The organism is Xanthomonas arboricola pv. juglandis (genome assembly GCF_905367715.1).
In the GTDB taxonomy this organism is placed as follows: domain Bacteria; phylum Pseudomonadota; class Gammaproteobacteria; order Xanthomonadales; family Xanthomonadaceae; genus Xanthomonas; species Xanthomonas arboricola.
The window spans coordinates 1688231-1713580 of record NZ_HG999362.1 but is presented as its reverse complement, the minus strand read 5'-3'; the positions used below and the strand labels follow the sequence as shown (position 1 = coordinate 1713580).

The 25350-nt window shown below is 66.0% G+C and carries 21 protein-coding genes; 19 read left to right on the top strand and 2 right to left on the bottom strand.

The features are described from left to right. The first annotated feature begins 10 nt into the window (after window positions 1-10). The 9 genes from tsf (at window position 11) to bamA (ending at window position 10889) form a co-directional block, all read left to right on the top strand. Complete coding sequence (tsf, locus tag KHN93_RS07335) at window positions 11-889, top strand: translation elongation factor Ts (RefSeq protein WP_016902389.1); 879 nt, start codon at window positions 11-13, stop codon at window positions 887-889. Between the two features lie 280 nt (window positions 890-1169). After that, window positions 1170-2693: a sensor domain-containing diguanylate cyclase gene (locus KHN93_RS07330; RefSeq protein WP_065050117.1), complete on the top strand. Its 1524-nt coding sequence runs from the start codon at window positions 1170-1172 to the stop codon at window positions 2691-2693. 106 nt (window positions 2694-2799) lie between these two features. Further along, entirely contained in the window at window positions 2800-3522 is a 723-nt protein-coding gene (pyrH, locus tag KHN93_RS07325; protein WP_039520304.1) for a UMP kinase, read from the top strand. A 190-nt stretch (window positions 3523-3712) separates the two neighbouring features. Next, entirely contained in the window at window positions 3713-4270 is a 558-nt protein-coding gene (gene frr, locus KHN93_RS07320; protein WP_016902392.1) for a ribosome recycling factor, read from the top strand. A gap of 17 nt (window positions 4271-4287) precedes the next feature. Beyond that, complete coding sequence (gene uppS / locus KHN93_RS07315) at window positions 4288-5049, top strand: polyprenyl diphosphate synthase (RefSeq protein ID WP_026064296.1); 762 nt, start codon at window positions 4288-4290, stop codon at window positions 5047-5049. Next, window positions 5046-5873, top strand: coding sequence for a phosphatidate cytidylyltransferase (locus KHN93_RS07310; RefSeq protein ID WP_016902394.1), 828 nt, complete (start codon window positions 5046-5048; stop codon window positions 5871-5873). The genes uppS and KHN93_RS07310 overlap by 4 nt, the downstream gene beginning before the upstream one ends. A gap of 2 nt (window positions 5874-5875) precedes the next feature. Then, window positions 5876-7066 (top strand): 1-deoxy-D-xylulose-5-phosphate reductoisomerase, encoded by a 1191-nt coding sequence (locus KHN93_RS07305; protein WP_047128444.1) that lies wholly within the window; start codon window positions 5876-5878, stop codon window positions 7064-7066. Between the two features lie 26 nt (window positions 7067-7092). Further along, window positions 7093-8439 carry an RIP metalloprotease RseP gene (rseP, locus tag KHN93_RS07300; protein ID WP_102254501.1) on the top strand — a complete coding sequence of 449 codons (1347 nt, stop codon included), beginning with the start codon at window positions 7093-7095 and terminating at the stop codon, window positions 8437-8439. A gap of 83 nt (window positions 8440-8522) precedes the next feature. Then, complete coding sequence (gene bamA / locus KHN93_RS07295) at window positions 8523-10889, top strand: outer membrane protein assembly factor BamA (RefSeq protein ID WP_161961410.1); 2367 nt, start codon at window positions 8523-8525, stop codon at window positions 10887-10889. A 72-nt stretch (window positions 10890-10961) separates the two neighbouring features. On the opposite strand, the gene KHN93_RS07290 is transcribed toward bamA, so the two are convergent. Then, a complete protein-coding gene (locus KHN93_RS07290) occupies window positions 10962-11156 on the bottom strand; it encodes a hypothetical protein (RefSeq protein WP_104561603.1) in 195 nt (64 codons plus the stop codon). A gap of 128 nt (window positions 11157-11284) precedes the next feature. On the opposite strand from KHN93_RS07290, the gene lpxD reads away from it, so the two are divergent. The 8 genes from lpxD (at window position 11285) to KHN93_RS07250 (ending at window position 21476) form a co-directional block, all read left to right on the top strand. Further along, window positions 11285-12298, top strand: a complete 1014-nt coding sequence (gene lpxD / locus KHN93_RS07285; protein WP_102256152.1) for a UDP-3-O-(3-hydroxymyristoyl)glucosamine N-acyltransferase — start codon at window positions 11285-11287, stop codon at window positions 12296-12298. Continuing rightward, window positions 12295-12756 (top strand): 3-hydroxyacyl-ACP dehydratase FabZ, encoded by a 462-nt coding sequence (gene fabZ / locus KHN93_RS07280; protein WP_016902400.1) that lies wholly within the window; start codon window positions 12295-12297, stop codon window positions 12754-12756. Before lpxD ends, fabZ begins: the two co-directional genes overlap by 4 nt. Before the next feature lie 23 nt (window positions 12757-12779). Beyond that, complete coding sequence (gene lpxA / locus KHN93_RS07275; protein WP_212579336.1) at window positions 12780-13571, top strand: acyl-ACP--UDP-N-acetylglucosamine O-acyltransferase; 792 nt, start codon at window positions 12780-12782, stop codon at window positions 13569-13571. After that, complete coding sequence (gene lpxB, locus KHN93_RS07270) at window positions 13568-14887, top strand: lipid-A-disaccharide synthase (protein ID WP_244812216.1); 1320 nt, start codon at window positions 13568-13570, stop codon at window positions 14885-14887. The genes lpxA and lpxB overlap by 4 nt, the downstream gene beginning before the upstream one ends. After that, a complete protein-coding gene (locus KHN93_RS07265) occupies window positions 14884-15621 on the top strand; it encodes a ribonuclease HII (RefSeq protein ID WP_212579335.1) in 738 nt (245 codons plus the stop codon). Before lpxB ends, KHN93_RS07265 begins: the two co-directional genes overlap by 4 nt. A 288-nt stretch (window positions 15622-15909) precedes the next feature. Further along, window positions 15910-19497 carry a DNA polymerase III subunit alpha gene (dnaE, locus tag KHN93_RS07260; protein ID WP_115510803.1) on the top strand — a complete coding sequence of 1196 codons (3588 nt, stop codon included), beginning with the start codon at window positions 15910-15912 and terminating at the stop codon, window positions 19495-19497. Between the two features lie 175 nt (window positions 19498-19672). Continuing rightward, a complete protein-coding gene (locus tag KHN93_RS07255) occupies window positions 19673-20632 on the top strand; it encodes an acetyl-CoA carboxylase carboxyltransferase subunit alpha (RefSeq protein WP_016902405.1) in 960 nt (319 codons plus the stop codon). Between the two features lie 88 nt (window positions 20633-20720). Then, window positions 20721-21476 (top strand): tetratricopeptide repeat protein, encoded by a 756-nt coding sequence (locus KHN93_RS07250; RefSeq protein WP_212579334.1) that lies wholly within the window; start codon window positions 20721-20723, stop codon window positions 21474-21476. 287 nt (window positions 21477-21763) lie between these two features. Here the strand turns inward: KHN93_RS07250 and KHN93_RS07245 are convergent, their stop codons facing one another. After that, window positions 21764-22210 carry a CopD family protein gene (locus tag KHN93_RS07245; RefSeq protein ID WP_016902407.1) on the bottom strand — a complete coding sequence of 149 codons (447 nt, stop codon included), beginning with the start codon at window positions 22208-22210 and terminating at the stop codon, window positions 21764-21766. 74 nt (window positions 22211-22284) lie between these two features. Here KHN93_RS07245 and KHN93_RS07240 point away from each other — a divergent pair, with 74 nt between their 5' ends. Together KHN93_RS07240 and KHN93_RS07235 are read left to right on the top strand one after the other, a co-directional pair. After that, window positions 22285-22887, top strand: a complete 603-nt coding sequence (locus KHN93_RS07240; RefSeq protein ID WP_181141977.1) for a methyltransferase — start codon at window positions 22285-22287, stop codon at window positions 22885-22887. 480 nt (window positions 22888-23367) lie between these two features. Next, complete coding sequence (locus tag KHN93_RS07235; protein ID WP_016904270.1) at window positions 23368-24675, top strand: polyhydroxyalkanoate depolymerase; 1308 nt, start codon at window positions 23368-23370, stop codon at window positions 24673-24675. Window positions 24676-25350: the final 675 nt, after the last annotated feature.

The following is a 25350-nucleotide window of genomic DNA, read 5'->3' as shown; positions in this document are numbered from 1 at the left end:
AGGTAATTCCATGGAAATCACTGCTTCCCTGGTCAAGGAACTGCGCGAGCGCACCGGCGCCGGCATGATGGAGTGCAAGAAGGCACTCGTCGAAAACGCAGGCGACATCGACGCCGCTGCCGAATGGCTGCGCAAGTCGGGTCTGGCCAAGGCCGACAAGAAGGCTGACCGCGTTGCTGCCGAAGGCCGCATCGCCACCGCGCAGGCCGGCGGCAAGGCCGTGCTGGTCGAAGTCAACTCCGAGACCGACTTCGTCGCCAAGGACGAGAACTTCCTGGCCTTCACCGAGACCGTGGCCACCGCCGCGCTGAACTCGGATGCAGCCGATGCCGAAGCGCTCAAGAGCGTCAAGCTCGACAGCGGCGAGACCATCGAGGAGCGTCGCGCCGCGGTCATCGCCAAGGTCGGCGAGAACCTGCAGGTGCGTCGCTTGGTCCGCATCGACAGCGCCAACAACGTTGCAGCCTACGTGCACGGCGGCCGCATCGGCGTGCTGGTCGAGCTGAAGGGTGGCGACATCGAGCTGGCACGCGGCATCGCCATGCACATCGCCGCGATGAACCCGCCGCACGTCAAGGCCTCCGATGTTCCGGCCGAGTTCGTCGCCAAGGAAAAGGAAATCGAACTGGCCAAGATGTCCGAGAAGGACAAGGCCAAGCCGGCCGAGATCCTGGAAAAGATCATCAGCGGCAAGATCAGCAAGATCGTCAACGAAGTGACCCTGTACGGCCAGCCGTACGTGCTGAACACCGACCAGACCGTCGAGCAGGCCGTCAAGGCTGCCGGTGCCGAGGTGGTCGGCTTCCAGCGCCTGGCCGTTGGCGAAGGCATCGAGAAGGTGGTGGAAGACTACGCCGCCGAAGTGATGAAGCAGGCCGGTCTGGCCTGATTCTCGCCACTGCGTAGAAAAAGCCGCGGCTTGCCGCGGCTTTTTTTTGGCCCGCCGCTGTCGCGCAGGTCCATCGACGCACGAAGCTGAAGCGAATGCATCCGCCGGGCACGCAACCGGCCTCAACTCTACAGATGTCGTTGCGGTTGCCGCTACAACTGGATGCCGACCAGGCTTTCCGCGTCCATCACGCACGCGCTGCAGCGCGGCGACGGCAGAGCTTGGCGTGCCCCATTAACGAGCGCAGCGGTATGCTTGCGCCCACCGTCGGCGATGACCCATGCAACCAGATCTACAGGCCGCCCTGCACTACTGCCGCAACCTGCCCTCGCCCCCAGGCGTTGCGTTGCGCGTCATCGAGCTGGCGCAGGACCCCGATGTGGACATGACCACCACGGCCAACGTCATCGGTATGGACATGGCCCTGAGCGCGCGCATGCTGCGGGTGGCCAATTCGCCGCTGTACGCCAGCCGCCGCCGCATCGACAACCTCGGCCAGGCGCTGACCATGCTCGGCCTCAACGCCACCCTGAGCCTGGCGCTGGGGTTTTCGATGGTGCACGGCGTGCGCAGCACCTTCACCGCGCATCCGCTGCATGAGCGCATCTGGCGCCGCGCCGGCCTGTGTGCGCTGGCCAGCCGCATCCTCGGCCAGGCCTACGGCATCCGCAAACCCGAAGAACTCATGCTGGCCGGCCTGTTGCAGGACATCGGCAAGCTCGCCCTGCTGCAGGGCGCGCCCGAACTGTATGCGCCGCTGCTGGAGCAGGCGCCCGACAACGCCGCCCTGCTCGATGCCGAACGCGAGCATCTGGGCGCTAACCATGCCGAAGTCGGCGCCTGGCTCGCGCATCAATGGCAGTTGCCGCCGTACCTGCAGAACGCCATCGCGCAGAGCGAGGAAGAGCCCGCCAGCCTGGAGCCGTTCATGGCCTGCGTCGCGCTGTCCGGACGCCTGGCAGACATCTGGCTGTCGGCCAGTGCCGCGGCCGCCACCGAACACGCGCAGCGCCAGGCGCAGGACGTGCTGGAACTGGATGCCGAACGCTTCGAAAAGGTGATCGAACGCATCGCCGAATCGCTGCCGGAACTGGAAGCCCTGTTCGACATCCGCGTGCCGCAACCCGAGCACATCCAGATGATCTTCGAACAGGCGCGCGAGCTGGCGATGCTGCGCAGCCTGCGCGAGTTGCAGGATGTCGCCGAAGCGCGCCGGCATGCCGACGAATCGGAAAACCGCATGCGCCATCTGGCCGAACAGGCCAGCCGCGATGCATTGACCGGCGTGTTCAATCGCCACCAGCTCGGCACCGCGCTTGCGCACGAGTTCGAGCTGGCATCGCGCCAGAACTGGCCGCTGTCGATCGCCTTCATCGACCTGGACGACTTCAAGCGCGTCAACGATGCGCATGGCCATCTGATCGGCGACGAGGTGCTGCGCAACTTCGCGCAGACGCTGCAGCGCATGGTGCGCACCAGCGACCTGGTGGCCCGCTATGGCGGCGAGGAATTCCTGGTGCTATTGCCTAATACCGCGGCCGAAGCGGCGTTGGCGGTGGTCGAGCGCATCCTGGCCGAGACCGCACGCACGCCGATGGCGCAACTGCAGGGCGGCCCGTTGCACATCACCTTCTCGGCGGGACTGGCCACCCACGGCGGTGGCGACCGGCAGTTCGAGAGCATCGAGCATCTGCTGCAGGCCGCCGACAGCACGCTGTATCGCTCCAAACATCGCGGCCGCAACCGCGTCACCGCCTACGATGCGACCGACATGCCGACGCCGCAGCCCCCGCGCGCGCACTGAGCAACGCGTCACGGCATCGCCAACTACCGAATTTTTACCACGCCCGGTGACAGGCTTCCGCTAGACTTGCCGGCGTTTGCCGATCCCCCACACCGAGGTCTCCCCCATGTCTGAACTTCCCTATCGCCGCATTCTTCTCAAACTTTCCGGGGAGGCGCTGATGGGAGACGGGGATTACGGCATCGATCCCAAGGTCATCAACCGCCTCGCCCATGAAGTGATCGAAGCCCAGCAGGCCGGTGCGCAGGTCGCGCTGGTGATCGGCGGCGGCAACATCTTCCGCGGCGCCGGCCTGGCCGCCAGCGGCATGGACCGCGTCACCGGCGACCACATGGGCATGCTGGCCACCGTGATCAACGCGCTGGCGATGCAGGACGCGCTGGAAAAGCTCGGCGCCAAGGTGCGCGTGATGAGCGCGATCAAGATCAACGATGTCTGCGAAGACTTCATCCGCCGCCGCGCGATCCGCCATCTGGAAAAGGGCCGCATCGCGATCTTCGCCGCCGGCACCGGCAACCCGTTCTTCACCACCGACTCGGGCGCGGCGCTGCGCGCGATCGAGATCGGTGCCGACCTGCTGCTCAAGGCAACCAAGGTCGACGGCGTGTACGACAAGGACCCGAAGAAGCACCCCGATGCGGTGCGTTACGACAGCCTGACCTACGACCAGGTCATCCTGCAGGGCCTGGAAGTGATGGACACCGCCGCCTTCGCGCTGGCGCGCGACAGCGACCTGCCGCTGCGCATCTTCGGCATGAGCGAGCCCGGGGTGCTGCTGCGCATCCTGCATGGCGAGCAGATCGGCACGTTGGTGCAGGGTCGGAGTTGAGGCCGGGAATCGGGACTGGGGATTCGTGAAAGCGCAGTGCTGACGCCTGCGTTGATGCTTGCCGGTGGAGCGGCTCCAGCGGAAGCGGCGCCGGCAAGTGAACCGGCTGCGCGGGTCCTGACGACCCGCGAGTCGTGAAACCCCAGTCCCGGCTATAATCTCCGGATTCAGCTCCACACGGATTCCGGCGATGCTCAACCAGATCAAACAAGACGCGCAGACGCGCATGACCAAGAGCATCGATGCTCTGCGCCATTCCTTGACCACCGTACGCACCGGCCGCGCCTCTCCGGCGCTGCTGGACGGCATCAAGGTCAAGGCCTACGGCACCGACACCCCCCTCAACCAGGTCGCCAGCATCAGCGTCTCCGAAGGCCGCTCGCTGGTCATCAGCCTGTTCGACAAGGGCATGATCAAGGACGTGGAAAAGGCGATCTACGCCTCGGATCTGGGCCTGACCCCGACCGTGGTCGGCACCGTGATCCGTCTGAACCTGCCGCCGCTGACCGAGGAGCGCCGCAAGGAGCTCAGCAAGGCCGTGCATGGCGAGGGCGAAGACAGCAAGGTGGCCATCCGCAACATCCGTCGCGATGCCAACCAGCAGGTCAAGGATCTGCTCAAGGACAAGGCGGTCACCGAAGACGAGGCGCGCAGCGCCGAAGACGACATCCAGAAGCTCACCGACAAGGCCATCAAGGATGTGGATGAGGTCGTCAAGGCCAAGGAACAGGAACTGATGACGGTCTGATCGTGGCATCGCCTGCCATGCATCCAGCACCTTCCGCTGCCGCCGTGCCGCGCCACATTGCCATCATCATGGATGGCAACGGGCGTTGGGCGCAGCGTCGGCGACGTCCGCGCATGATCGGTCATCGCGCCGGCGCGCGCGCGGTCAATCGCACCATCGATTTCTGCCTAGAAAAAGGCGTCTCGGCGCTCACCCTGTTCGCGTTCTCCAGTGAAAACTGGGGCCGCCCGCAGGAGGAAGTCGACGCGCTGATGAAGCTGTTCCTGCATGCGCTCGATCGCGAGGTCGACGAACTGCAGCGGCGCGGCGTGCAGGTGCGCTTCATCGGCGATCGCAGCCGTTTCGCGGCGCCGCTGCGCGAACGCATGGCCACCGCCGAACGCATGACCGCCGCCAATGCGCGGCTGGTGCTGAGCATCGCCGCCAGCTATGGCGGCCGCCAGGACATTGCGCTGGCCGCGCGGGCATTGGCCGAAGAAGTGGCCGCCGGCCGCCTGCAGCCGCAGCAGATCGACGAAGCGCTGCTGGCCAGCCGCGTCGCGCTGGCCGATCTGCCGGCGCCGGACCTGTTCATCCGCACCGGCGGCGACACCCGCATCAGCAATTTCCTGCTGTGGCAGCTGGCTTATACCGAACTGTGGTTCACCGAAACCCTGTGGCCGGAGTTCGATGCCGGCGTGCTGCAGCAGGCACTGGATGACTATGCCGGGCGCGAACGTCGCTTCGGCCTGACCAGCGCCCAGATCGCCGACAAGGCGACGGAGAGTTCCTCCGCATGACCAAGACCCGCGTGATTGCCGCGCTGATCATGGCGCCGCTCGCCATCTGCGCGATCGTGCTGCTACCCACGCAATGGCTGGCGGCGCTGGCGGCGATCCTGTTCCTGACCGGCCTGTGGGAGTGGCTCAAGCTCTCCGGCATCGACGACAGCCTGCCGCGCACCGTACTGCTGATGCTCAATCTGCTGCTGATGGTGCTGATGGTGTGGGCCTCGGCCGGCTCCATGGTGCTGTTCCAGATCGCCGCCCTGGTGGGGGTGGTCTGGTGGCTGCTGGCGTTGTTGTGGCTGCGCTTTTTCACCTTCGGTGCCGATCACGGCAACGGTCAGGCGCGCGCGCTCAAGCTCGCCGCCGGCACCCTGGCGGTACTGCCGGCCTGGGCCGCGCTGGTGCTGCTGCATGCCAACCCGGACAAGGGCAACCTGTGGCTGCTGACCGCGCTGACCATGGTGTGGGCGGCCGATTCGGGCGCCTATTTCGCCGGCCGCGCGTTCGGCAAGCACAAGCTGGCGCCGCGGGTCAGCCCCAACAAGACCATCGAAGGCCTGCTCGGCGGCATGGTCGCCGGCATCGTGGTCGCCTGCGCATTCGGCTGGCTGGCCGGGCTGACCCTGGCGCATGTGCCGCAGCTGGTGCTGGTCTCGGCGGTGGCGGTGCTGGCCTCGGTGCTGGGCGATCTGTTCGAGAGCCTGCTCAAGCGCCATGCCGGCGCCAAGGACTCGGGTGCGGTGATTCCGGGCCATGGCGGCGTGCTGGATCGTATCGACGGCGTGCTCGCCGCCCTGCCGGTGTTCGCACTCGGCAAGGAAATTCTCGGATTCTAGGCATGGCTGGCTCCCCTCTCCGTCAGGTCGCCGTGTTCGGCGCCACCGGCTCGATCGGTGCGTCGGCACTGGATGTGATCGCCCGTCATCCGCAGCGGCTACGCGCCAGCGTGCTGTCGGCCGGCAGCAAGGTCGACGAGCTGCTGGCGCTCTGCGTCACCCATCGCCCTGCGCATGCGGTGATCGCCGACCCATCCCTGTATCCGGCACTGCGCGACGGTCTGCGCGCGGCCGGATTGGCCACCCAGGCGCACGCCGGCTCCGACGCCCTGGATGCGCTGGCCGCCAGCGATGCCTGCGACACCGTGGTCGCGGCGATCGTGGGAGCGGCCGGCCTGCCCTCCACGCTGGCCGCGGCCCGCGCCGGCAAGCGCCTGCTGCTGGCCAACAAGGAATCGCTGGTGCTGGCTGGCGAGCTGCTGACCCGCACCGCAGCGGCGGCCGGCGCCGAGATCATCCCGATCGACAGCGAACATAGCGCGATCTTCCAGTGTCTGCGTTCCTGCGACGCCAGTCGCGGTGTGCGCCGGGTGATCCTGACCGCGTCCGGCGGGCCGTTCCGCGGCTGGGACCGCGCCGCGCTGGGCGCCGTCACGCCCGCGCAGGCGGTCGCCCACCCCAAATGGTCGATGGGGCCAAAGATCTCGGTGGATTCGGCGACGCTGATGAACAAGGGCCTGGAAGTGATCGAAGCCCATCACCTGTTCGGCCTGCCCGGTGCGCAGATCGATGTACTGGTGCACCCGCAGAGCCTGGTGCACTCGCTGGTGGAATTCGTCGACGGCTCCACCCTTGCCCAGCTCGGGCTGCCGGACATGCGCACCACGCTGGCGGTCGGCCTGGCGTGGCCGGAGCGGGTCGAGTCCGGGGTTGCCGGGCTGGACCTGCTGACCCAGGGGCGGCTGGATTTCGAGGCGCCGGACACCGCCGCATTCCCGTGCCTGCGCCTGGCCTGGGAGGCGCTGGAGGCCGGCGGAACCGCGCCGGCGATCCTGAACGCAGCCAATGAAGTGGCTGTTTCAGCGTTTCTTCAGGGCCAGGTGGGTTTCCTAGCGATTCCCGCGTTGGTCGAACACACACTGACAACGCTCCCACGGCACAATGCCGACTCCCTCGATACCCTGCTTTCTGCCGATGCGCAAGCGCGGCAGATCACCGAACGCGCCCTCGCCCATCACAGCCTTCATGCCTGATCGATTTACGCAGACGAGTTGCATCCATGGGTGATTTCATCGGTTCGGTCTGGTGGATGATCGTCAGCCTGGGCGTGTTGGTGACCTTCCACGAATTCGGCCACTTCTGGGTCGCGCGCCGCTGCGGCGTCAAGGTGCTGCGCTTTTCGGTGGGCTTCGGCAAACCGTTGTGGATGCGGCGCGACCGTCACGGCACCGAGTTCGTGGTGGCGGCCATCCCGCTGGGCGGCTACGTCAGGATGCTCGACGAGCGCGAAGGCGACGTGCATCCGGCCGAACAGGACCAGGCCTTCAACCGCAAGACGGTGTGGCAGCGCATCGCCATCGTGGCGGCCGGCCCGATCGCCAACCTGCTGCTGTGCATGGCGATGTTGTGGGCGATGTTCGTGGTCGGCAAACAGGATTACTCGGCCACCGTCGGCCGTGCCGATGGCCTGGCCGCCGAAGCCGGCCTGACCCCGGGCGAGCGCATCGTGCGCATCGATGGGCGCGATGTCAGCAGCTGGAGCGATGCCAGCATGCAGCTCACCACCGCGGCGATGGACAAGCGCGATATCCGCGTGCTGACCGCCACCGACGGCGCCGGCAACCGCGAGCACACGCTGCGGCTGTCGCAGCTGCCGGCTGGCTTTGACGAGCGCCGCGTGGCCTCGCTGGCCGGCATCGGCTGGCAGTTCATGCTGCAGCCGCCGGTGGTGGGCCAGGTGGTCGCCGGCTCCGCGGCGCAGGGGCTGCTGCAGCCGGGCGACCGCATCGTGGCCATCGACGGCCAGCCGATCCGCTCGGCCGACGAGATTCCCGCCCAGCTGCAGGCACTGGGCGCGCAGGGCGGTACCGGCATGATCGAGGTCGCGCGCGGCGAAGACCGGCTGGCGCTGGAAATCGCCCCGCGCCGGTCGCTGCAGGGCCAGTGGCTGCTGGGCGTGGGATTTGCGGCAGCGCAGGCACCGGCCTACGACAGCCGCCAGCAGTACGGCGTGTTCGCCGCGGTGCCGGCGGCGATCCGTGAAACCGGCCGGATGACCGCCGATTCGCTGGGCATGATGAAGCGCATGCTGACCGGCCAGGCCTCGGTCAAGAACATCTCCGGGCCGGTCACGATTGCGCGCGCAGCCAACGCCTCGGCCGAACGCGGGCTCGACTGGTTCCTGTATTTCCTCGGATTGCTGTCGCTCAGCCTGGCGATCATCAACCTGATGCCGATCCCGATCTTGGACGGTGGGCATCTGCTGTATTACCTTATCGAGTTGGTCAAGGGCAGCCCGATCAGCGAACGGGCCATGATTGCCGGGCAATATGTCGGCCTGGCGGTCCTGGCCGGGCTGATGGGACTGGCGTTCTACAACGACATCCTCGGCCTGGTTCCACGATGAAGCTGCTCCACTCTTTCCGCCTGTTGTCGTCGTCATACGTCGGCATCCAGCAACACCCGAAATCGACTCCAACCGGATGTGACATGACGCGTCTTCCCACTCGCCGCCTGCTTGCCCTCGCTCTTGCCGCCGGCCTCAGCCTGCCAGTCGTTGCCCTGGCCGCAGAGCCGTTCGTTGCCAGCGACATCCGCGTCGACGGCCTGCAGCGCATCGCCTCCGGCACCGTGTTCACCTATCTGCCGGTGAACCGCGGCGACACCGTGGACGATGCCAAGGTCGCCGACTCGATCCGTGCGCTGTACCGCACCGGCTTCTTCGAGGACGTGCAGCTGGATCGCCAGGGCAACATCCTGGTGATCACCGTGAAGGAACGTCCGGCGATCAACAAGCTCACCGTGACCGGCAACAAGGACATCAAGTCCGAGGAACTGCTCAAGGGCCTGGGCGACATCGGCCTGACCGAAGGCGGCACCTTCGATCGCCTGAGCCTGGACCGCGTGACCCAGGAACTGACCCGCCAGTACAACAACCGCGGCAAGTACAACGTCGAGATCACCCCGACGGTGAGCCCGCTGGACCGTAACCGCGTGGACGTGGCGATCGCGATCAAGGAAGGCAAGGCGGCCAAGATCCGCCACGTCAACCTGATCGGCACCGAGAAGTTCGCCAACGAGGACATCCTGGAGAACTGGGAATCCAAGGAGCACAACTGGGCCTCGTGGTACCGCCGTGACGACCAGTACTCCAAGGAAAAGATGTCCGGCGACCTGGAGAAGCTCAACTCCTGGTACCTGGACCGCGGCTACGTGGACTTCAGCATCGACTCCACCCAGGTGTCGATCAGCCCCGACAAGCGCGACATGTTCGTCAGCGCCGGCGTCACCGAGGGCGAGCAGTACAAGATTTCCGAGATCAAGGTCACCGGCGACACCGTGCTGCCGCAGGCCGACATCGAGCGCCTGGTCATCCCCAAGGCCGGCGACATCTTCTCGCGTGCGCTGCTGGAGTACACCTCCGATGCCATCACCAACACGCTGAGCAACGTTGGTTACGCGTTCGCCAAGGTCAACCCGCTGCCGACCCCGAACCGCGAGGACCGCACCGTTGCGGTGAACCTGCAGGTGGTGCCGGGCCCGCGCGTGACCGTGCGTCGCATCCTGTACAAGGGCAACAGCCGCACCTCCGATGAGGTGTTGCGCCGCGAAATGCGCCAGTTCGAAAACACCTGGTACTCGCAGGCGGCGATCGACCGTTCCAAGATCCGTCTGCAGCGCCTGGGCTACTTCGAGAGCGTGGACGTGGAAACGCCAGCGGTACCGGGCAGCAACGACCAGGTCGACGTGGTCTACAACGTCAAGGAAACCACCTCCGGCAGTTTCGTGTTCGGCCTGGGCTACTCGCAGAGCTTCGGTGTGACCACCTCGGTGCAGTTGTCGCAGAACAACTTCCTGGGCGGCGGTAACCGGGTGGCGGTGGAGGCCTCGCGCAGCAGCTATCAGCAGCGCTACGCGTTCTCCTACACCAACCCGTTCTTTACCGACGACGGCGTGTCGCTGGGCTACAACCTGTCCTGGCGCTCGCTGGACTACTCGGACTTCAACACCGCGCAGTACAACAGCAAGAATGGCTCGGCACAGGTGGTGTTCGGCGTGCCGATCACCGAGAACGACACCGTCTCGGCGATGGTCGGCATCGACAGCAACCAGATCAATACGTTCCAGGGCCAGACCCCACAGGCGATCATCGACTACATCGATGCGGTCGGTACACGCACCTTCCATGCCTGGCGCACCGAACTGGGCTGGGCACGCGACACCCGCAACGACTTCTTCATGCCGACCCGCGGCATGTACCAGCGCGTCGGCCTGGAGACCACCCTGCCCGGCTCCACGGTCGAGTACTACAAGCTCAACTACCAGATCTCCAACTACTGGCCGATCATCCCGGCGATCGTGTTGAACACGCGCTTCGAGCTGGGTTATGGCGACAGCTACGGCAACGACAGCTCGCGCGTGCTGACCAATCCGGACGGGTCGACGCGCACGGTCACCGCCACCGGCCTGCCGTTCTACGAGAACTTCTACGCTGGCGGTACCAACTCGGTGCGCGGCTTCGAAGACAACACGCTGGGTCCGCGTTCGGAACGGACGGTGAACTATTCGCGCGGCCAGCCGCTGGGTGGTTCGTTCAAGACCGTCGGTTCGGTGGAAATGTATTTCCCCAAGCTGTTCGACAGCCCGTCGGCACGCGTATCGGCGTTCTTCGACTTCGGTAACGTCTACGACGGCGTGGACAACTTCAAGGCCAACGAGCTGCGTGCGTCCACCGGCGTGGCGCTGTTGTGGCGCGCACCGGTCGGCCCCATCTCGATCAGCTACGCGTTCCCGCTGAAGAAGGAAGACAACGACGAGATCGAACGTCTGCAGTTCACCTTCGGCGGCCAGTTCTAACAGCCAACGGCAACAAAAAAGGCGGCCCGCGTGTGCGGGCCGCCCGTGTATCGCCGGTGGGACGTCGGCCGGTCAGAACCAGCTGTCGAACCAGGTGGAAACGGTATTGGACAGGCAGCTGGCGATTTCGCCGGCAGGCAGGCTGAGACACTGCAGTTGCTGCTCACCAGTGGCCTTGCCCTGATCGATATCGAAGGTCTGGGCCGATGCACTCGCGACCGCGCCCATCATGACCAGACCACCAAGGATGGAAAGAACGGTTTTCATATGCTTGCTCCTGGATTCGCCGCTTGATTGCGACAGGACCCTAGATACGCAGGCTTTGTTGGGAACTGTTTAATGGTGTTTTTTCCCCGTTAAAGCGGCGCTCCCACATTTACAAGAGGTTCACCCCGATGCGCTTGACCGCCAGTGCAATTGCCGAACAATTTGGGTTGACCGTCGTTGGCGATGGCGCCGTCGAAGTCAGTGGCGTCGCCACCCTGGCGCATGCCGGCGCCGGGCAACTGAGCTTTTTGTCCAATCCGCGCTACCGGCCGCAACTGGGCCAGAGCCAGGCGGCCGTGGTGGTCCTGCGCGCCGACGATGCGGCGGATGCACGCGGCACCGCGCTGGTCGCCAAGGATCCCTATACCGCCTTTGCCAAGATCGCGGCCTTGTTCGACGTGGCGCCGGTGCGCGAACCGGGGATCCACCCTTCCGCGGTGATCGATCCCAGCGCACAGGTTTCGCCGAACGCCCACGTCGGCCCGTTCGTCAGCATCGGTGCGCGCAGCCGCGTGGGCGATGGCTGCGTGATCGGCACCGGCAGCATCATCGGCGAAGACTGCGTGGTCGAGGACGGCAGCGAGCTGATCGCCCGCGTCACCCTGGTCACCCGGGTGCGCCTGGGCAAGCGCGTGCGTATCCATCCCGGTGCGGTGATCGGTGCCGACGGCTTCGGCCTGGCGATGGATGCCGGCCACTGGATCAAGGTCCCGCAACTGGGCGGCGTGGTGATCGGCGACGACTGCGAGATCGGCGCCAACACCTGCATCGACCGCGGCGCACTGGAAGACACCGTGCTGGAAGAGGACGTGCGCGTGGATAACCTGGTGCAGATCGCGCACAACTGCCACATCGGCGCACATAGCGCCATCGCCGGCTGCACCGGGATTGCCGGCAGCGCCAAGATCGGCCGTTACTGCCTGCTCGGCGGGCATGTCGGCGTGGTCGGGCATCTGGAGATCTGCGACAAGGTGGTGATCACCGGCAAGTCGGTGGTACGCAATTCCATCCATGAGCCGGGCGAGTATTCGTCCGGCACCCCTCTCACCGACAATCGCACGTGGCGCAAGAATGCCGCGCGCTTCAAACAACTCGATGTGCTGGCAAGGCGCATCCTGGCTGTGGGCAAGGAGAAAGAATGAGTCACCCCACTTACGAGCTGCCGATCGACGTCAACCAGATCCAGACGCTGATCCCGCACCGCTATCCGTTCCTGCTGATCGACAGGGTCATCGAGCTCGACCTGGATGCCAAGCGCATCGTCGGGCAGAAGAACGTCAGCATCAACGAGCCATTTTTTCAGGGCCATTTCCCCACTCGCCCGGTGATGCCCGGCGTGCTGATCATCGAGGCATTGGCGCAGGCCGGTGGCGTGATGACCCAGCTCGGCCTGGGACGCGACGCGCTGTCCAAGCTCTTCTACATGGTCAAGGTCGACAATGCCCGCTTCAACAAGCAGGTGGTGCCGGGCGACGTGCTGATGCTGGAAGTGCAGATGAAGCGTCTGATCCGCAACATGGGGTGCTATTACGGCGAGGCCAAGGTCAACGGCGAAGTCGTGGCCAGTGCCGAAGTCATGTGCGCCGGCGCCAAGGAATAACCCGTTTTTGGAGGTGAGACACGATGCGTGATCAAGCACCCTTGATTCATCCCACCGCCGTCATCGATCCGTCGGCGCAACTGGCCAGCGATGTGCGCGTGGGCGCGTTTTCGCTGATCGGCGCCGATGTGCAGATCGATGCGGGCACCGAGGTGGGGCCGCATTGCTCGATCCACGGCCCGACCCGGATCGGCCGCAACAACCGCTTCATCGGCCACGCCGCGATCGGCGGCGAACCGCAGGACAAGAAGTACGCCGGCGAGCGCACCGAACTGGTGATCGGCGACGGCAACGTGGTCCGCGAATTCGTCACCATCAATCGCGGCACCGGCGGCGGTGGCGGCATCACCGTGGTCGGCGACGACAACTGGATGCTGGCCTACACCCACGTGGCGCACGACTGCCATGTCGGCAACCACTGCGTGTTCTCCAACAACACCACGCTGGCCGGCCATGTCACCGTGGGCGACTACGTGATCATCAGCGGCTTTGCCGGCGCGCATCAGTTCTGCCGGATCGGCGCGCACGCCTTCCTGGGCATGGGCGCGCTGACCAACGGCGACGTGCCGCCGTTCACCATGGTCGGCAGCGAATCGCTGGGCCGCCCGCGCGGCATCAACAGCGAAGGACTCAAGCGGCGCGGCTTCGATGCCGAGCGCATCACCGCGATCAAGCGCGCCTACCGCACGCTGTACGTCGCCGGCCTGCCGCTGGCCGAAGCCAAACTGCAGCTGGCCGAACAGGCCAAGAGCAGCGAAGACGTGCGCGGGCTGCTCGAGTTCATCGAGGCGGCGGAAAGGCCGTTGTTGCGATGACGGGAATCGGGAATCGGGAATCGGGAATCGATGCCGGCGCGCACACTGACGCGCCTGCCGCCGGCCCATCGCCAGCACTTCCGATTCCCCATTCCCCACTCCCGATTCCCAGCGCGCAAACGCGCGCCCCGCGCATCGCGCTGATCGCCGGCGAAGCCTCCGGCGACATCCTGGGTGCGGGCCTGATCGAACAGCTGCGTCGCCGCTATCCGGGCGCTGAATTCGTCGGCATCGGTGGCGATGCGATGCGTGGTGCCGGCTGCCAGACCTGGTTCGATGCCAGCGAGCTGGCGGTGATGGGGCTGACCGAAGTGCTGCAGCATCTGCCGCGGCTGTTGAAGCTGCGCCGCGCCTTCCGCGAGCGGGTGCTGGCGTGGAAGCCGGACGTGTTCATCGGCATCGACGCACCGGATTTCAATCTATCAGTCGAGCGCTGGCTCAAGCAGCGCGGCGTGCGTACCGTGCATTACGTCAGCCCGTCGGTCTGGGCCTGGCGCGAGAAGCGTGCGGAAAAGATCGGCGCCAGCGCCGACCTGGTGCTGTGCCTGTTTCCGATGGAGCCGCTGATCTATGCCAGGCACGGCATCGATGCGCGCTTTGTCGGCCACCCGATGGCCGACGACATCGCCTACCAGGCCGATCGCGCAGCCGCGCGCGCCAAGCTGGGTCTGTCCGCGTCCAGCACCGTGCTGGCGGTGTTGCCCGGTAGCCGCCATGGCGAAATCAGCAAGCTCGGCGATACCTTCTTCCAGGCCGCCTGGCTGGTGTCCGAGCACCTGCCCAACCTGCACGTGCTGGTTCCCGCGGCCAACCCCGGCTGCAAGCAACTGCTGGCCGAACAATTGTCGCGGTCGTCGCTGCAGGTGCTGCGTTCGCACCTGCTCGACGGCCAGGCGCGCACCGCGATGCTGGCCGCCGACGTGGTGCTGCTGGCGTCGGGCACCGCCACGCTGGAGGCGATGCTGGTCAAGCGCCCGATGGTGGTCGGCTACAAGGTCGCCCCGCTCACCTACCGCATCGTCAGGACGCTGGGCCTGCTCAAGGTCAACCGCTACGCGCTGCCCAACATCCTGGCCAACGACGACCTCGCCCCCGAGCTGATGCAGGACGACTGCACCCCGGAACGGCTGTGCGTGGCCCTGCTGGACTGGTTCAAGCACCCGGAAAAGGTCGCCGCCCTGCAACCGCGCTATCTCGCCCTGCACGCCGAACTGCGCCGCGACGCATCGGCACGCGCGGCCGATGCGGTGGCTGGGCTGCTGGAGGGCCGGGATTCGGGAGTGGGGATTGGGGATTCGGCAGGGGCAAAAACGTGAAGATCATTGCTTCGGGTGCACAAGCCGATAGCGCCAACGCCGAGGCGCGCCAGTCGCCCTTGTTCGGCCAATCCCAAATCCCCAATGCCGAATCCCGGCGTTTGATTGCCGGTGTCGACGAAGCGGGCCGCGGCCCGCTTGCCGGGCCGGTGGCGGTGGCGGCGGTGGTGTTCGACCCGAGCAAGCCGCGCATCAACGGGCTGGACGATTCCAAGCAGCTGAGCGCGCAGCGGCGCGAGCAGTTGTATGCGCGCATCGTCGAGCGGGCGCTGGCGTGGTCGGTGGTGCTGATCGACAGCGAGGAGATCGACCGCATCAACATCTACCAGGCGACCATGCTCGGCATGCGGCGTGCGGTGGAGGGCGTGGCGCATGTGGCCGGGTTTGCGCGCATCGACGGCAACCGGGTTCCCAAGGGCCTGCCCTGCCCGGCCGAGGCCTTGATCGGCGGCGATGCGCTCGATCGCGCCATCATGGCCGCCTCGATCGTGGCCAAGGTTACCCGCGACCGCCTGATGCACGAGCTGCACGCCCAGCACCCGGAATACCGCTTCGACCAGCACAAGGGCTACGCCACGCCGGTGCATCTGGCCGCGCTACGCAGCCACGGACCGTGCCCGCAGCACCGCCGCAGCTTCGCCCCGGTGCGGCGTGCACTGGGTATCGAGGCGGCGCAGTCGCCGTGGGACGTGCCCTGCGCGGCCCCGGCCGACGACCTGCTGCTGGCCGACTGACCGACCGCCCTCCAGGCGAACCTGGAACGGTAATGGCGTCCTCCATCGCTTGGCGCGCATGCCGCCGCTGCGGCCATGGCCTGGAGCGTCGCGCCCCGCACCCGCAGCCCTGCACGCCTGCCGATCCGCGCAATCGCCACCGTCGCGCTGCGCGCAGCTAGCCGAAGCCTGAATCGGCCGCACGGCCCAGCCCCCGTGGCAGCTGGCCGCGGCCCTGCGCCGGCGCTGTCAAGCCTTGTTCGACCCGACCACGCTCGCTACCCTGACCACGCATTATTCCGGTCTCGCATGTCCACTTCCCGCTTCGTCCATCTGCACGTCCACACCGAGTTCTCGCTGGCGGATTCCACCATCCGTGTGCCCGAGAAACCGGATCAGGCTGACCCGAAAAAGGCCAAGCAGGCCAACCTGCTGAGCCGCGCGGTCGAACTCGACATGCCCGCGCTGGCGGTCACCGACCTCAACAACCTGTTCGCGCTGGTCAAGTTCTACAAGGCCGCCGAAGGTGTGGGCATCAAGCCGATCGCCGGCGCCGACGTGATGATCGCCACTCCGGACATGACGCCCTGGCGCATGACCCTGCTGTGCCGCGACCGCGAAGGCTACCTGAGCCTGTCGCGCCTGCTGACCCGCGCCTGGATGGAAGGCCACCGCCCCGAAGGCGGCGTGGCGATCCACCCGGAGTGGCTGCAGAGCGGCCACGCCAACCTGTTCGCCCTGGCCGGGCGCGACAGCCTGGCCGGGCGCCTGTTCGGCGAAGGCCGCGCCGACCTGGCCGAGCAGCAGCTGGCTGACTGGCAGCGCGTGTTCGGCGATGGTCTGCATCTGGAACTGACCCGCACCGGGCGTGAGGGCGAAGAACGCTTCAACCAGTTCGCGCTGCATGCGGCCGGCGTGCGCGGCCTGCCGGTGGTGGCCAGCAACGATGTGCGCTTCCTGTACGCCAGCGACTTCAATGCGCACGAGGCGCGGGTGTGCATTTCCTCCGGCCGCGTGCTCGACGATCCCAAACGTCCGCGCGAGTACAGCGACCAGCAGTACCTGAAGTCCCGCGACGAAATGGCCGCGCTGTTCGCCGATGTGCCCGACGCGATCGACAACACGCTGGCGCTGGCGCAGCGCTGCAACATCGAGATGCGCCTGGGCACCTACTTCCTGCCCGCCTACCCGGTGCCGGAAGACGAGACGCTGGACAGCTGGATCCGCAGCCAGTCGCGCGATGGCCTGGCCGCACGCCTGGAAAAGAACCCGATCGCGCCCGGCAAGACCCGCCAGGACTATGTCGACCGGCTGGAATTCGAGCTGGACACCATCATCAAAATGGGCTTCCCCGGCTACTTCCTGATCGTGGCCGACTTCATCCAGTGGGGCAAGAACCAGGGCATTCCGATCGGCCCGGGCCGCGGTTCCGGTGCCGGCTCGCTGGTGGCGTGGGCGCTGCAGATCACCGACCTGGATCCGCTGCCGTACAACCTGCTGTTCGAGCGCTTCCTCAACCCGGAACGCGTGTCGATGCCCGACTTCGACATCGACTTCTGCATGGACCGCCGCGACGAGGTGATCGACTACGTGGCGCGCAAGTACGGGCGCGAACGGGTCAGCCAGATCATCACCTACGGCACCATGGCGGCCAAGGCGGTGGTGCGCGACGCCGGGCGCGTGCTCGGCTTCAGCTATGGTCTGGTGGACAGCGTCGCCAAGCTGATCCCCAACATCCTGGGCATCACGCTCAAGGATGCGATGGGCGAAGGCAAGGACTCGGAGATGGCCTCGCCGGACCTGATCCAGCGCTATCAGGTCGAAGACGACGTGCGCGACCTGATGGATTTGGCCCGTCAGCTCGAGGACCTCACCCGCAACGCCGGCAAGCACGCCGGCGGCGTGGTGATCGCGCCCGAGCCGCTCTCCGAATTCTGCCCGCTGTTCGCCGAACACGACCAGGACGGACGCGGCAAGAACCAGGTCACCCAGTTCGACAAGGACGACGTCGAAGCGGTCGGCCTGGTCAAGTTCGATTTCCTCGGCCTGCGCACGCTGACCATCATCGACTGGGCGGTCAAGGCGATCAACGTGCGCCACGCACGCGCCGGCATCGACCCGGTCGACATCAGCGCCATTCCGCTTGACGATGCCCCCACCTACAAGGGCGTGTTCGCCTCGGGCAATACCGGCGCGGTGTTCCAGTTCGAATCCTCGGGCATGCGCCGCCTGCTCAAGGACGCGCGCCCGGACCGTTTCGAAGACCTGATCGCGCTGGTGTCGCTGTACCGCCCCGGCCCGATGGACCTGATCCCGGACTTCAACGCGCGTAAGCACGGCCAGCAGGAGATCATCTACCCGGATCCGCGTACCGAAGTCATCCTCAAGGACACCTACGGCATCATGGTGTACCAGGAGCAGGTGATGCAGATGGCGCAGATCGTCGGCGATTATTCGCTGGGCGGCGCCGACCTGTTGCGTCGTGCGATGGGCAAGAAGGTGCCGGCCGAAATGGCCAAGCACCGCGAGATCTTCCGCGAAGGCGCGGCCAAGGGCGGAGTGAGCGCGGCCAAGGCCGACGAAATCTTCGACCTGATGGAGAAGTTCGCCGGCTACGGCTTCAACAAGTCGCACGCCGCCGCCTACGCGCTGGTCAGCTACCAGACCGCCTGGCTGAAACGGCATTACCCGGCCGAATTCATGGCCGCGACGCTGTCCTCGGACATGGACAACACCGACAAGGTGGTGGGCTTTCTCGACGAGGTGCGCAATCTCGGCCTGACCGTCAAGCCGCCGCGCGTCAACGAGTCGGCCTACATGTTCGAGGCCGCCAGCCCGGACACCATCCAGTACGGCCTGGGCGCGATCAAGGGCGTCGGCCAGGGCGCCTGCGAGGCGATCGTCGAAGAACGCCAGCGCGGCGGCCCCTACACCACGTTGCTGGATTTCTGCACGCGCGTGGGCACCGCAAAGCTCAACCGGCGCACGCTGGAAGCGATGATCAACGCCGGCGCGATGGACGGGCTGGGCAAGAACCGCGCCTCGCTGATGCTGCAGCTGCCGGAAGTGGTCAAGGCCACCGAGCAGTTGGCGCGCGAACGCGCCTCGGGCCAGAACTCGCTGTTCGGCGGGCCGGACCCGAGCGCGCCGGCGCTGCGTCTGGACCTGCCCGAAAGCAAGGAATGGCCGCTGGGCCAGTTGCTCACCGGCGAGCGCGAAACGCTGGGCTTCTATCTCAGCGGTCACCCGTTCGACCCGCACCGCGACGAAGTGCGCGAGCTGGTCGGCTGCGACCTGGGCGCGCTGGAGAAGATCCTCGCCTCGCAACAACGCGGCGGTGGCGGTGGCGGCGATGGCGAAAAACGCGCCTGGCGCCCGGAAGTCAGCGCGATCCTGGCCGGCCAGGTGATCGGCGTGCGGCGCAAGGGCGACAGCCAGGTGTTCGTGCAGCTCGAAGACGGCCGTGGCCGGGTCGAATGCAGCGCGTTCTCCGATGCGATGGCCGAGTTCGGGCATCTGCTCACCCGCGACCGCATCCTGATCGTCAAGGGCGGCCTGCGCGAGGACGAATTCAACGGCGGCTACAGCCTGCGCATCCGCCAATGCTGGGACTACGAACAGATCTGCGCCGACCACGCACAGCGCCTGTCGCTGCGCCTGGACCTGCGCGAGAAACAGGCCTGGAAGCGCATCGACGCGCTGCTGGCCAAGCACCGCCCCGGCAAGACCCCCCTGCGCCTGGACCTGCTGCTGCGCGCCCCGACCGGCGGCGTGGCCGGCATGCTTGACCTCAACGGCAGCCACTCGGTGCGGATCGACCAGCAGCTGATGGACAGCCTGCGCGCCGACCCCGCGGTGCGGACCTTGAAGATCAAGTACAGCCCTCCGTGGGCTTGAGGGGCGGGGATTGGGCATTCGGGATTCGGGATTGGCAACAGCAACCCGGACGCAGCAGCGCCGCTTTTGCCAATCCCGAATCCCGACTCCCGAATCCCCGCCACCGAACGGCCCCGTACGGGCCGAAGGCAGCGCTTCAGCTACACTCCCCGCCTTACGTTGACGACACCACTGCATGAATCCTAACTACCTCGACTTCGAGCAACCCATCGCCGATCTGGAAGCAAAGATCCAGGAACTGCGCAAGGCCAGCACCGGTCCTGCAGTCAACGTGGACACCGAGGTGCGAGCGCTGCGCGACAAGCTGCGCGTGCGTACCGCACAGATCTTCCGCGACCTGTCGGCCTGGCAGGTCTCGCAGCTGGCGCGCCACCCGCAGCGCCCGTATACGCTGGACTACATCAACACCATCTGCGACGAATTCCAGGAACTGGCCGGCGACCGTGCCTATGCCGACGACAAGGCGATCGTCGGTGGCCTGGGCCGCATCGATGGCCGCGCAGTGGTGATCATCGGCCACCAGAAGGGCCGCGACACCAAGAGCAAGGTTGCCCGCAATTTCGGCATGCCGCGCCCGGAGGGCTACCGCAAGGCGCTGCGCCTGATGAAGCTGGCCGAGCGTTTCCGCCTGCCGTTGCTGACCTTTATCGACACCCCGGGGGCCTACCCGGGCATCGGCGCCGAAGAGCGCGGCCAGTCCGAAGCGATCGCGCGCAACCTGCTGGAGATGGCCGAGCTGAAGATCCCGGTGATCTGCACCGTGATCGGCGAAGGCGGCTCCGGCGGCGCGCTGGCGATCGGCGTGGGCGACCGCACCTTGATGCTGGAATACGGCACCTACTCGGTGATTTCGCCCGAAGGCTGCGCCTCGATCCTGTGGAAGGACGCGGCCAAGGCCAAGGACGCGGCCGAGCAGCTCGGCTTGACCGCCAAGCGCCTGAAAGGCTTGGGCCTGGTCGACAAGGTGATCCGCGAACCCACCGGCGGCGCGCATCGCAATCCCGAGCAGATGGGCAAGCGGCTCAAGGCGGTGCTGCTCAACGAGCTGGAAGCGCTGGAAAAGCTGCCGGTCGAGGGCCTGCTGCAGCGTCGTTACGAGCGCCTGCGCAGCTACGGCGCCTACGAAGGCAACTGATCGGCGGCAACAAGCCGGGGCGATGGTGCTGCGCGCAGCATCGCCAGCCGGCAAGACGATTGGCCACCATGGAAGGACCTGTTCGGATATGAGCCCGCTACTTCTGCTGTCGCTGGTATTGCAGGCTGCCTGCTGCGTGCACGTGGTGCGCAGCGGCCGCCCGCTGTACTGGATCTTCATCCTGCTGGCGTTTTCGTTGCTGGCGGTCCTGGTCTACGTGTGCGTGGCGGTGATCCCGGACCTGCGCAACGACCCGACGGCGCGCCGTGGCCTGCGCAAGGTGCGTCAGCGCATCGATCCGCAACGCGAACAACGCGATGCATCGCGCCAGCTGGATGTGGCCGACACCCCCGAGAATCGCCGCCGCCTCGCGCAGACGCTGCTGGAACAGGGCGACTACGCGCGTGCCGCCGAGCTGTATCAGGGCGCGCTGCGCGGCATCTACCAGGACGACCCGGACCTGATGCTGGGCCTGGCCAAGGCCCAGTACGGGCTGGGCCAGGCCGCAGAGACACGCAGGACGCTGGACGCGTTGATCGCGGCCAATCCGACATTCCGTTCGCACGACGGGCACCTGCTGTATGCGCGCGCAGTCGAAGACAGCGGCAGCATCGACGAGGCGCTGCACGAGTACGAAACGCTTGCGCAAGGCTATCCGGGCGAAGAAGCACGCGTGCGTTATGCGCAGCTGTTGTTGCGCGCCGCGCGCCCGCAAGACGCCAGGGCCGTCTTCGAGCAGGTGCTGCGCCACGCAGCCGCCTCGCCCAAGCATTACCAGCGCGAGCAACGCGCCTGGATCGACCTGGCGCGCAAGGGACTGAGCGAGCTCGGCGCCCAGGCGTGATCTCCGCCTGACGCGATACTCAAGCGGCGAAACACGGATGGTGAGAGCACCGTGTTCCCCAGAAGACTGGTACGCAACGAAGAGTACCGCGATGCCCAGAAAGCCTGGGATAGCGGCAAGCCTGAAGACCCGGATCGATCACCTGCTGCAATCGTCGATGCAGCCGTTTCGCAATGGCGCCTTGGCGGAATCCCTCGACTATCCGCGCCACATCACCGCAGTGCTGCGCGAACACGCCAGCGTCGACCGATGCATCCGGCAAGCGCATGCACCGCCCGGGCGTTGTGTCAGAACGGCTTGGCCAGCACCAGCCAGATCACCCCGACCAGCAACACCACCGGCACTTCATTGAACAGCCGCAATGCGCGGCCGCTGGGCAGGCTGCGGCCCTGATCCACGCCCTTCAACCAGCGCCCGGCCACGATGTAATGCGCCAGGATCAAGGCCACCGCAAACAGTTTTGCGTGCAGCCAGCCACCGGCCACCATCGTCGGGAAATCCGGAATCACCCGATAGCCCTGCCACAGCACCGCGCCCAACAGCAGCGCAAGCCCCAGCATGCTGTGGCCGAATTTGTAGAGACGGCGCCCCATCAGCACCAGGCGCGTACGTACCGCAGGCTCGGCACCGGCTTCGGCGATATTGACCAGGATGCGTGGCAGGTAGAACACCGCCGCCATCCACGCAGTGACGAACAACAGATGGAAGGTCTTGATCCACAGGTACAGGGTCATGTGCTGGCTTCGCTGGCTGGCGTAGGATGGCCCGCATTTTCACCTATCCGCTCACGCGAAAGCACCTGACGTCCATGTCCGAACCCGACGACAAGCAGTACGACGCCCACTATTTCCGCCGCTGGTACCGGGATGCCGGGCTGGCCGACCCTGCGCGCCTGCGACGCAAGGTCGCACTGGCGGTGAGCCAGGCCGAGTACTACCTGGAGCGCCCGATCCGCAGCGTGCTGGATCTCGGCTGCGGAGAGGCGGCCTGGCGCGCGCCATTGCTGGCGTTACGCCCCAAGCTGAGCTATCTGGGCTTCGACAGCAGCGCCTACGCGGTGCAGCGTTACGGACGCAGCCGGCAGATCCACCCTGCCCGCTTCGGCGATTTCGCCTGGCTGCGCCCCTGCGCGCCGGTGGATCTGCTGATCTGCTCAGACGTGCTGCATTACGTACCCACGCGCGAGTTCAACCAGGGCCTGCCGGGGTTGGCCGAGATGTGCACAGGCGTGGCATTTCTGGAAACCTTCGCCGAAGAAGATGCCTTCGAAGGCGACCACGATGGTTTTCAGGCGCGGCCGGCGCGCTGGTATCGGCGCCGCTTCGCCAGCGTGGGGTTTGCTGCACTCGGCTCGCACTGCTGGTTATCGCCGCAGTTGGCCGATGAGGCATCTGCGCTGGAGCGCGGCTGAGCAGGACGCTGGCCGGTTGAGGCACGCATGGCGAGCGGCTTCGCCGCGCACCCTCACCTCCTCCCGCAGGAGAGGGGCTTTATTCCGCTCATCTCCCCGCAGACAGAGAAACGTCACTCCCTTCTCCCGCCGGGAGAAGGTGCCCCGCGGGGGCGGATGAGGTTGCGTGCGAAGCCTGGTGGAGATTGAACGCTGATAAAGGTTGAGTGCACTGCGCTTCGCCCTGCACCTCACCTATCCATCCCCTGCAGGAAAGAGGACTCGTCCAGCAGCCGTAGGGTTCTGCGACGAACGCGCGCTTTCGACTCGCATAGCCATCCAAAGAATCACCAATCGCGGCAAACCAAATCGCGGCCAATCAACGCGCTGACGCCTGCCATAAGTCGTATGACAGCCTCTACCGTCCGCAGCCCCATTAAGGTGCAAATGCGCCAAAGGGGGTATGCTGCGCGGCAGCAAAGAGCCGCACGGATGGGTGGAATGCTTTATCAACTGCACGAGCTGACCCGCAATCTGCTAGCCCCTTGGGTGCACCAGGCCCAGGCGAACGCCAAGATGTTCTCCGACCCCGACAGTCTGTGGGCCTCGCTCCCGGGCGCCGAACGCATGGCGGCCGGCAATGAGCTGTTCCATCGCCTGGGCAAGGAATATGAAAAGCCGGCCTGGGCGCTCGACGACGTCGAGGTCGACGGCCATTCGTTGCCGATCATCGAACGCGAAGTGCTGAGCAAGCCGTTCTGCCGTCTGCTGCGCTTCAAGCGTTTCAGCGACCATGTCGAGCTGATCGGCACGATGAAGCAGCAGCCGGCCGTGTTGGTGGTGGCGCCCTTGTCCGGCCACCACGCCACCCTGCTGCGCGATACCGTGCGCACCCTGTTGCGCAACCACAAGGTCTATGTCACCGATTGGGTCGACGCGCGCATGGTGCCGCTGGAAGCCGGCGCTTTCCGGCTCGAGGACTACATCAGCTACATCCAGGAGTTCATCCGTCACATCGGCGCCGAGCGCCTGCATGTGGTGAGCGTGTGTCAGCCCACCGTGCCGGTGCTTGCGGCGGTGTCGTTGATGGCCACCAACGACGAACCCACGCCGCGCTCGCTGGTGATGATGGGCGGGCCGATCGATGCGCGCCGCAGCCCGACCCAGGTCAACAACCTGGCCACCGAAAATGGCATCGAGTGGTTCCAGAACAACCTGATCCACACCGTGCCATTCCCGTATCCGGGCCACGGCCGGCAGGTGTATCCGGGCTTCCTTCAGCATGCCGGCTTCCTGTCGATGAACCCCAACCGGCACGTGATGTCGCACTGGGATTTCTACACCGATCTGGTCAAGGGCGACCTGCAGGACGCGCAGGCGCACCGGCAGTTCTACGACGAATACAACGCCGTGCTCGACATGCCGGCCGAGTATTACCTGGACACCATTCGCGTGGTGTTCCAGGACTTCCTGCTGCCGCAGGGCAAGTGGAAAGTGGATGGCCAGCTGGTCAAGCCGTCGGCGATCCGCAATACCGCACTGCTCAGCATCGAAGGCGAACTGGACGATATCGCCGGTCTTGGCCAGACCGAAGCGGTGCACGATCTGTGCACCGGGATCGACGCGGCGCATCGTCGTCATCTGGTAGTGGAAGGTGCCGGCCACTACGGCATCTTCAGCGGCCGTCGCTGGCGCGAAGTGGTGTACCCGCAGGTGCGCGAATTCATCGCTCGCTATGATGCCGACCCGGTCGGCAGCCGCGATCCCGCCACCGTCACCCCGATCCGCAAGCGCGGCAAACGCGCCTGATCGGCCGAAAAATCGGCGGACAAAAACGCCCCTTGATCGAGACCGATCAAGGGGCGTTTTTTATGCGCAGATTTTTGGTTCCAGTAAAAACAGCGCACTGCGTGGCAACGTGCGCGGCGCCCGCACCAGACAGTTGCCGGTCGCTTTATTGAAAGTGCTTGCCACCACGCACACCGACCATCTTCGATGGTCCTTGCCCGCCCACCGTCGCGGGACCTTACGCGGCATGGATGCCGCGTAAGAGCCTACACGGACGTACTTGCGGCGTGTCCTGCGATGGTGGGCGGGCAAGGGCCCTGCTGCCAAGCCGCAGATCCGCCGCTTCACAACTGGTCCATGCGCGCTATCCAGACTCCTCAGGACGCAACGCCTAGAGCAATCGAGACTTAGAACGGTGGCGTCGTTTAGCCAAAATCGGATGCTTAACTCAAGAGCTTGGTGATTCGAGCGCGCGGTGCCCTCGCCGCTCGCGGGACACGCCGTGAATCCGTCCATGGAGGCTCGTTAGCGGCATCCATGCCGCTAAGGGTCCCGCAACCGGCGAGGACACCGCACCAGAGAGTTCGTCGATTGTTTGTTTAAAACCCTGCACATCGACCATCTCGACTGGTCCTTGCCCGCTCACCGTCGCGGGACCTTACGCGGCATGGATGCCGCGTAAGAGCCTACAAGGAC

Coding starts and splice junctions, on each gene's coding strand:
- tsf (WP_016902389.1), top strand. CDS start 11: ATGGAAATCACTGCTTCCCTGGTCAAGGAACTGCGCGAGCGCACCGGC.
- KHN93_RS07330 (WP_065050117.1), top strand. CDS start 1,170: ATGCAACCAGATCTACAGGCCGCCCTGCACTACTGCCGCAACCTGCCC.
- pyrH (WP_039520304.1), top strand. CDS start 2,800: ATGTCTGAACTTCCCTATCGCCGCATTCTTCTCAAACTTTCCGGGGAG.
- frr (WP_016902392.1), top strand. CDS start 3,713: ATGCTCAACCAGATCAAACAAGACGCGCAGACGCGCATGACCAAGAGC.
- uppS (WP_026064296.1), top strand. CDS start 4,288: ATGCATCCAGCACCTTCCGCTGCCGCCGTGCCGCGCCACATTGCCATC.
- KHN93_RS07310 (WP_016902394.1), top strand. CDS start 5,046: ATGACCAAGACCCGCGTGATTGCCGCGCTGATCATGGCGCCGCTCGCC.
- KHN93_RS07305 (WP_047128444.1), top strand. CDS start 5,876: ATGGCTGGCTCCCCTCTCCGTCAGGTCGCCGTGTTCGGCGCCACCGGC.
- rseP (WP_102254501.1), top strand. CDS start 7,093: ATGGGTGATTTCATCGGTTCGGTCTGGTGGATGATCGTCAGCCTGGGC.
- bamA (WP_161961410.1), top strand. CDS start 8,523: ATGACGCGTCTTCCCACTCGCCGCCTGCTTGCCCTCGCTCTTGCCGCC.
- KHN93_RS07290 (WP_104561603.1), bottom strand. CDS start 11,156: ATGAAAACCGTTCTTTCCATCCTTGGTGGTCTGGTCATGATGGGCGCG.
- lpxD (WP_102256152.1), top strand. CDS start 11,285: ATGCGCTTGACCGCCAGTGCAATTGCCGAACAATTTGGGTTGACCGTC.
- fabZ (WP_016902400.1), top strand. CDS start 12,295: ATGAGTCACCCCACTTACGAGCTGCCGATCGACGTCAACCAGATCCAG.
- lpxA (WP_212579336.1), top strand. CDS start 12,780: ATGCGTGATCAAGCACCCTTGATTCATCCCACCGCCGTCATCGATCCG.
- lpxB (WP_244812216.1), top strand. CDS start 13,568: ATGACGGGAATCGGGAATCGGGAATCGGGAATCGATGCCGGCGCGCAC.
- dnaE (WP_115510803.1), top strand. CDS start 15,910: ATGTCCACTTCCCGCTTCGTCCATCTGCACGTCCACACCGAGTTCTCG.
- KHN93_RS07255 (WP_016902405.1), top strand. CDS start 19,673: ATGAATCCTAACTACCTCGACTTCGAGCAACCCATCGCCGATCTGGAA.
- KHN93_RS07250 (WP_212579334.1), top strand. CDS start 20,721: ATGAGCCCGCTACTTCTGCTGTCGCTGGTATTGCAGGCTGCCTGCTGC.
- KHN93_RS07245 (WP_016902407.1), bottom strand. CDS start 22,210: ATGACCCTGTACCTGTGGATCAAGACCTTCCATCTGTTGTTCGTCACT.
- KHN93_RS07240 (WP_181141977.1), top strand. CDS start 22,285: ATGTCCGAACCCGACGACAAGCAGTACGACGCCCACTATTTCCGCCGC.
- KHN93_RS07235 (WP_016904270.1), top strand. CDS start 23,368: ATGCTTTATCAACTGCACGAGCTGACCCGCAATCTGCTAGCCCCTTGG.